Origin of the sequence: Actinophytocola sp., assembly GCF_035712165.1 — a bacterium.
Classification (GTDB): domain Bacteria; phylum Actinomycetota; class Actinomycetes; order Mycobacteriales; family Pseudonocardiaceae; genus DASYTH01.
Genome location: NZ_DASTBH010000104.1, coordinates 1 through 5,324, shown reverse-complemented (window position 1 = coordinate 5,324; position 5,324 = coordinate 1). Strand labels below are relative to the sequence as shown.

General features: G+C 71.8%; 5 protein-coding genes. All 5 read right to left on the bottom strand.

What is annotated here, in order from left to right; all coding sequences use genetic code 11:
- Window positions 1-61 precede the first annotated feature (61 nt).
- From VFO68_RS05410 to VFO68_RS05390, 5 genes are read right to left on the bottom strand one after another with little or no spacing between them, the layout of a single operon-like run.
- Window positions 62-976, bottom strand: a complete 915-nt coding sequence (locus tag VFO68_RS05410) for a glycosyltransferase family 2 protein (protein ID WP_325157038.1) — start codon at window positions 974-976, stop codon at window positions 62-64.
- Window positions 973-2,232 carry a hypothetical protein gene (locus VFO68_RS05405; RefSeq protein ID WP_325157040.1) on the bottom strand — a complete coding sequence of 420 codons (1,260 nt, stop codon included), beginning with the start codon at window positions 2,230-2,232 and terminating at the stop codon, window positions 973-975. Before VFO68_RS05405 ends, VFO68_RS05410 begins: the two co-directional genes overlap by 4 nt.
- 20 nt (window positions 2,233-2,252) lie before the next feature.
- On the bottom strand, window positions 2,253-3,608 hold the full coding sequence (locus tag VFO68_RS05400) for a DUF4910 domain-containing protein (protein WP_325157037.1): 1,356 nt from the start codon (window positions 3,606-3,608) through the stop codon (window positions 2,253-2,255).
- Window positions 3,605-4,636, bottom strand: coding sequence for an SDR family oxidoreductase (locus VFO68_RS05395; RefSeq protein ID WP_325157036.1), 1,032 nt, complete (start codon window positions 4,634-4,636; stop codon window positions 3,605-3,607). Before VFO68_RS05395 ends, VFO68_RS05400 begins: the two co-directional genes overlap by 4 nt.
- 5 nt (window positions 4,637-4,641) lie before the next feature.
- Window positions 4,642-5,292, bottom strand: a complete 651-nt coding sequence (locus VFO68_RS05390) for a PIG-L deacetylase family protein (RefSeq protein WP_325157039.1) — start codon at window positions 5,290-5,292, stop codon at window positions 4,642-4,644.
- Between the last annotated feature and the right edge of the window lie 32 nt (window positions 5,293-5,324).

Here is a 5,324-nt window from a genome sequence, read left to right as displayed (position 1 = left end):
CCCGAGCCGAGGATGCCGAACAGGCCGACCCGGGCCGGGCCGGTGTCGCGCCCGCGCGCCATCACGCCGCCCTCCGCCCGGTCCCGGCGCCGGCCGGGAAAGGGTTGAGGCGGTGGCCGATCTCCTGGGCCGGGCGGGTGACCGTGCGCCCGGCCAACCAGCTCAGCAGCATCCCGTAGCACTGCCGCCGGTCTGCCGGCGAGAGCGGCGCGCGGTGCACGGCCGTGAAGTAGCTCCGCAGGTAGTCGCTCATCAGCCGGACGGTGGAGTGGTTGGCGCGGCGCGGATCGAGGTTGCGGCACACGGCGCGCACCGAGCCGAGCCGGTCGCCGCGGCCGGGGTGTTCCCGGCGGAAGAACAACAGCTCGGGCACCTGCCGGAAGGTGCCGTGCAGAGCCAGTTCGGCGACCAGCTTGCGGCCGGCGTTGTGGTAGCTGTCGTGCGGGGCGATCCGCCGCATCACGTCGGTGCGGATCACGCCGTAGAAGTCGTCGCCGCCCTCGGTGCGCAGCAGGCTGCGGAACCGTTCCGGCGCCAGCGGCGAGTCCGTGGCCAGGGTGTAGTCGTAGCGTTCGAGGATCTCCCCGGACTCGTCCACGATGGCCATGTAGCCGTGCGCGAGCACGGCCTCCGGGTGGTGGTCGAGCTCCGCGACGCACAGCTCCAGCAGCTTCGGGCCGAACAGGTCGTCGTGCGCCGCCCACTTGAACAGCTCGCCCCGGGCCGCTGCCACCACGAAGTTGTGGTTCGGTGCGGCGCCGATGTTGTGGGGCTGGCGGATGTAGCGGATCCGCGCGTCCCGCGCGGCGTAGTCCCGGCAGATGTCGGCGGTGCGGTCGGTGGAGGCGTTGTCCGAAATGATCAGCTCGAAGTCCTGGTAGGTCTGGGCCAGCAGGGACTCGATCGACTGAGCGAGGTAGTTCTCCCCGTTGTACACGGGCAGCCCGATGCTCAGCCGGGGAACCGTCGTGCTCATGGAATCCTCACTTCTTCGGGTCGCGCCGCGGTCGGGACGGCCAGGGCGGCCGCGTGCTCGCGCAGGGCGATACGCAGCTGCACCCACCACACCGCGGCTCCGAACAGGACGGCCGTCGCCGTGCCCCAGGCCGAGCCGACCGCGCCGCCGTACACGGCACCGGTCACCCCGCCGGTCACGTAGGCGGCCGAGTACACCAGTTGGGAACGCAGGCTGCGGCGCGCGGCGCCGAGCGCACGCAGCCCGGAGGCGGCACCGTTCATCAGGCCGGCGCACGCCACCCCGATCGATGCCGGCAGGATCAGTGGCTGGGCCTCGGTCCAGACCGCGCCGAGCAGCAGCTCCCCCACGCTGTCCGGCATCACCAGCAGCAGCAGGATTCCCCAGGCGAGCGCGCCGCCGAACTGAACCCCGCCGACCACCACGCAGAAGTGCCGCAACCGGTGCGGCGCATTGCGCAGCACCCGGGCCGCCTCGGCGACGGTCACCAGCGACATCCCCATCATCACCGCGAGAAACGGGCCCATCAGCAGCTCGGCGCCGCGCACCGCACCCACCGAGGCGACCCCGGCGATGGCGCCGAGGGCGTACATCCGGATCTGGGACGCGCCGCTGTTGCTGAGGTTCTCCACCAGGTAGCGCGGTCCGAGGTCACGCTGGTCGCGCAGCCAGGAGCGCGCCCCGGCCAGGCTCGGCAGGATCCGGGTCTGCACCAGCCCGTAGGCCGCCGCGAGGGTTCCGGCCAGGCCCCAGGCCAGCACGAACGCGACCACGGTTCCCTGCTGGGCGGCCAACACCATGGCCGGGACCATGGCCAGGCCCCAGACCAGGTCGTTGACGCACGCCTTGCGGCCCTGGCCCGACGCGAAGAACGCGTAGCGCCAACTGTCCTGCAGCATCAGGCCGGGGAGCATGGCGCCCAGGGCCATGAACGCCCCACCGAGCGGGCCGCCATAGGCCATGCCGGCGAGCAGACACAGGGCGCCCACGGCCATCCCGACCGCCAGCGCCGTGCCCGAGGAGCGCGCCACCGCATCGCGCCAGGCGTCGTCCGCCCGGCGGCTGAACCTGACCACGAGCGGGTCCGTGCCCAACCCCCGGGACACGTTGAGGATCACGCTGTAGGTGACCCAGGCCAGGCTGAACATGCCGAACGCGAGCAGGCCGAGCTCACGGGCGACGAAGATCCCCACGGCGAAGTTGGTCAGGCTGGAGACCGCCTGGTCCACCAGGCCCCAGCTGAGCCGGGCCATCATGGCGCGCAGTGCACGAGGACTCAACCGGTCACTCCCTTTGTTTCCGCGGCAGTTGACCGGGTGGCCGGGTCGGGGCGGGCGGCCGCGTCCTGCGGACACGCAACCAACAGGTCCGCGCCGAGCAGCGCTTCCGCGGCCCCGGCGACGGCATCGAACGGCAGACCGGATCGTTCGGCGATGTCGAGCAGGCTGTGCTCGCCGTCGGAAAGGTTGAGCACCCACAGCATCGCCAGCTGCGCCTGTTTGGCGTCGCTGCGGCCGCCGAGGGAGTCGTACAGACCGCGCTTGCCGAGCTGCGGCTCGCCGAACGGGCTGGTGTTGACGTAGCGGCGGTTGCGGTCCAGCACGGCGAACGCCTCCCGGCACACCGCGAGCGTGTCCACCATGGACTCGGCGGAGACGAAGTCCGGGTTGTCGGCGGAGGTGTGGTACTCCGGGTAGCCCGCGTAGGGCGTGCGGGTCAGCGAACCGACCCCGAGGTTGAAGCCTGGCGAGCAGAACTGGCGCTCGTCGTAGCCGTACGGGGAGAACTCCAGCTCGGTGTGCGGCCGGCCGGAGGTGCGCAACACGTGCCGCAGCACCCGGTCGATCTCGGCGTCGCCGCGCCGGCTCTGCTTGTAGGTCAACGAACCGCGGTCGCCTGCGCAGGCCAGCACCAGCCCGTGCTTGACCCGGTCGATCCGCTCGGCGTTGCGGGCCAGCCAGGTGATCGCCCCGATGGTGCCCGGGGCGAACAGGAACCGGTACGTGTACCAGGGGTCCGTCGCGGCGATCGCCGTGGCGAGCTGGATCGCCACCGCGATGCCGGCCAGGTTGTCGTTGGCCAGCGAGGGATGGCACACGTGGCAGGAGACGATCACCTCGTCGGTGACCCGGCCGGGGACGACGTGCTCGCCGTAGGTCAGGTGCCCGTCGGCCAGGGTGCTGTCGATCACCACCCGGTAGTCGCCGTCCGGCAGCGCGTCCAACGTGTTCTGCGCCAGGCAGAACCCCCACGCGGGGGCGTAGTAGCTGGTCCGGTACGGCACCAGGTCCGGCTGCTCGGGCAGCGTGTGCAGGTGCGCGCGCAGCTCGGCGAGCGGCATCGTGGTGTCCACCGGGACGCTGTAGCCGAGCACGTGCAGGTTCGACTCCCGGAAGTCGATCACCCGGTTGCCGGCCGGGTCGGCGACGTAGGCGTCGGCGATGTTCCACTCCGCCGGCACGGTCCAGTCCAGCACCTGGGTGCCGGTCGGCACCTCGTGCACGGTCAGCGGGAGGTACTCGTCGATGATCTCCAGCGTGCGGCGCACCCCGTTGCCGGTGATGCTGCGGCACAGCGGATAGAGCCGCTCGACCAGGGCGTGCATCTCCGGCCCGGGGTCGAGTGCGTTCATGCCGAGCCGGCCGGACGCAGGGTGTCGTCCAGCGTGCCCATGGTGCGCCGCTCGGAAAGCCGGGCCAGCCGGGTGAACCGCGCGTCGAACGCGTGCCGGGTGAGCTGGAACCGTTGGTAGGCCTCGGCCAGCTCGGTCGCGCCGGCCTTGACCGTCCACTGTGCCTGGTAGTCCGGCAGCGCCGCCCGGATCCGGGAGAAGTCGACCCGGTAGGAGCGCGGGTCCGCACCGGCCTCGCCGGTGATCACCAGCTTTGATCCGGGCACCGCCTCGATCACCTCGGCCGCGATCTGCGCCACGGTCAGGTTGTTCTCTTCCATGCCCACGTTGAACGCCTTGGCGTGCACCGCTTCCCGGGGCGCGGCCAGCACGGCGGCGAACGCGGTGGCGATGTCGTGCGCGTGCACCAGGGGACGCCACGGCGTGCCGTCGGAGAGCACCCGGGCCTCGCCGGCGAAGTGGGCGTGCCCGACCAGGTTGTTCAGCACGATGTCGGCGCGCAGCCGGGGCGAGAAGCCGAACGCGGTCGCGTTGCGCAGCGACACCGGGGTGAAGTCGTCGTCGGCCAGACCGACCAGGTCGTCCTCGACCCGGACCTTGGACTCGGCGTACGGGGTCACCGGGCGCAGCGGGGCGTCCTCGCCGACCAGGTCGTCCGAGCCGGACGCGCCGTACACCGAGCAGGTGGAGGCGTAGAGGAACCGCTTGACGCCGGCGTCCTTGGCGAGCCGGGCCAGCCGCACGGACGCGTGGTGGTTCACGTCGTAGGTGAGGTCGGGCGCCAGCGAGCCGAGCGGGTCGTTGGACAGCGCCGCCAGATGCACGACAGCGTCCACATCGGACAGATGTGCGGCGGTGACGTCGCGCAGGTCGACCCGGTGGCCGGGCGGATCCTGCGGCGCCGGGCCGAGCACGCAGTCAGCGAACAGGCCGGAGTCCAGGCCGGTCACCTCGTGGCCCGCCGCGGCGAGCACCGGCGCCATCACCGTGCCCAGATATCCCTGATGCCCGGTCAGCAACACGCGCATGTGCCTCAGTCTCCAGCCAGGTCGAAAGTGATCTTGTTGACGTGGAACGCCTCGGCGTAGCGCGCTCCGCACTCGATGCCGCGGATCCGCGCCAGCCCGAGGAACGCCTCCCGGTCGAACCACGAACGGTGTCGCTGCGAGGGGTAATGCCGTTGCAACAGGGTGACCTTGGTCTCGGCCAGCTCCGCGGTCAGCGGCTGGTAGCCGGCCGGCCGGCCGAGGTCGCCGTCCCACTTGGCGATCTCGTAGCCGAGCACCAGATGGTCGCGGAACACGGTGGGCACCAGTTCGGCCAGACCGCGATGGTCCTGGTGCGCGTCGAACCGGTTCGGCGCGAGCAGCAGGTCCGGGTCGGTGCGCCCGCGCAGTTCCTCCAGCGCGGACTTGGCCTCGTCCCAGTGCGCCGGCAGCCGCCCGTCCGGCAGCTTGAGCACGGTCACCCGCAGGTCCGCGCCCGGGCAGAACGCCGCGAGCGCCGCGTGCTCCTCGTCCTCCCGGTGGGTGCCGCCGCCGGAGAGCACCAGGGCGTCCACCCGGATCCGGGGGTTGGCGGCGCACAGCGCGTACAGGCTCGCACCGGCGCCGATCGCGATGTCGTCGCAGTGCGCGCCGAGCGCCACGACCGCGGTGGGCGGCGCCGGCCGCATCGTGATCATCAGGAGGCCACTTTCTCCCAGTGCATCCACGG